The sequence below is a fragment of the Collinsella sp. AF11-11 genome, from assembly GCF_003465485.1.
GTDB lineage: Bacteria > Actinomycetota > Coriobacteriia > Coriobacteriales > Coriobacteriaceae > Collinsella.
Genome location: NZ_QSAS01000038.1, coordinates 1 through 1,637 on the forward strand (window position 1 = coordinate 1; position 1,637 = coordinate 1,637).

The following is a 1,637-nucleotide window of genomic DNA, read 5'->3' on the forward strand; positions in this document are numbered from 1 at the left end:
CCTTGATTGGCAACTTCATCCGAACACTTCCCACATTCATCCGCACATGTACGGGTGAATGTGGGAATCCGATACCCTGAGGGCCGGACCGGCCGGCCCCGGGAGATCGGAGGACGGCATGTCCGGAAAGAGGAAAAAGGGGGCCGGGAAGGCGGCCCCGAGGGCCTACGGCAGGCTCACCAGGCACGAGCGGGACACGGTCCAGAGGATGCTGGAGCGAGGGGCCTCGTGCAGGCAGATCGCGAGGGAGCTGGGCAGGTCGCCCTCGACGGTGAGCGCCGAGGTGGCGTCGCACAGGTTCGTGACCGCGCCGAGGGAGAGGCGCGGCGAGCGCGTGGACGCCTCCGCCGACCTGTCCGCGGCATGCCCGCGCCTGGCCGCGTGGCCGCGCTGCTGCAACGGGTGCGGCCGGTACCGCGCGATCGGCTGCAAGCGCCGCCCGCACGTCTTCTACGATGCCCGCGCCGCGCAGCTGTGCGCGGACTCGGTCCTCGTCTCGTCCAGGCGCGGGATAGACGCCGACGAGCCCGCCGCGGCCGAGGCGCTCGCCCTCATCCGCGACGGCCTGGGCCGGGGGCTCTCGCCCGAGCAGCTGTCCGCCCGCAACGGCGGGCCCGTGGACCTGTCGCCCTCGACGATCTACCGCTGGGTCGCGGCGGGCTACGACGGCATGACCAACATGGAGCTCAGGCGCAAGGTCGGCTACAGGCCCAGGTCGCACCGGGCCCCGAAGAGGGCGACGCCGCACTCGCCCCGCAGGTCGCACGCCGCGTTCCTCGGCCTGGGCGAGGACGCGTGCGCCGCCGCCTGGGAGATGGACACCGTCGAGGGCGCGCGGGAGGACAGCGCCTGCCTGCTCACGCTGCTGCACCGCCCCAGCAGGCTGCAGCTCGCGCTGCCGCTGGAGGAGAAGACCGCCGGGTGCGTCGCGGGCGCCCTGGAGGGCGTCCGGGCGGTCCTCGGCGCCGACGGGACGCGCCGCGTGTTCCGCGCCGTGCTCACCGACAACGGCGCCGAGTTCTCCGACGAGGGCGCCATCGCGGCGCTGATCGGCGAGGGGCAGGGCGAGACGAGGCTGTTCTACTGCGACCCCCGGCGCAGCGACCAGAAGGGCGCCTGCGAGCGCAACCACGTCGAGATCAGGAAGCTGCTGCCCAAGGGCCGCGGCCTCAGGTTCGACCGGCTGGCCCCGGCCGACCTGGCGCTGGCCATGTCGCACGTGAACTCCGAGCCCCGCGGCGCGCTCGGCTTCGCGACGCCCGCCCGCGCCTTCCGGGCGATGCTCGGCGCCGACGCGGAGGCGCTGCTCGAGGCGTACGGCGTGGAGGACGTGCCCGTCGAGGAGCTCGACCTGACGCCGGGGCTCATCGCGCGGGCGCGCGCTGAGAGGGGCGATGCCCCGCTGTCCTAGCCTAAGGGAAAACGGAATAGACGGAACCGACCGTTCGGCTGAGTCTGGGAAGAGGTGCCGGGCGGCGGGCGGAGCATGGCCACCGGACCCATCGAAACACATCTCCACCGTTCCTTCAACTGGGAAAACGGCGCCCCCGGACCCCGGGAGGGGCCGCGGGGGCGTTCGGCTAGGTGCGGGAACGGCCTATTTGCTCAATGTGTTCGGCTGAGATTGGAAATCAACC

General features: G+C 72.4%; 1 protein-coding gene. It reads left to right on the top strand.

All coding sequences use genetic code 11. The annotated features are described in order from the left end of the window. Positions 1 to 118: 118 nt before the first annotated feature. Positions 119 to 1,411 (top strand): IS30 family transposase, encoded by a 1,293-nt coding sequence (locus DWV58_RS09720; protein WP_117776943.1) that lies wholly within the window; start codon positions 119 to 121, stop codon positions 1,409 to 1,411. The last annotated feature ends 226 nt before the right edge of the window (positions 1,412 to 1,637 follow it).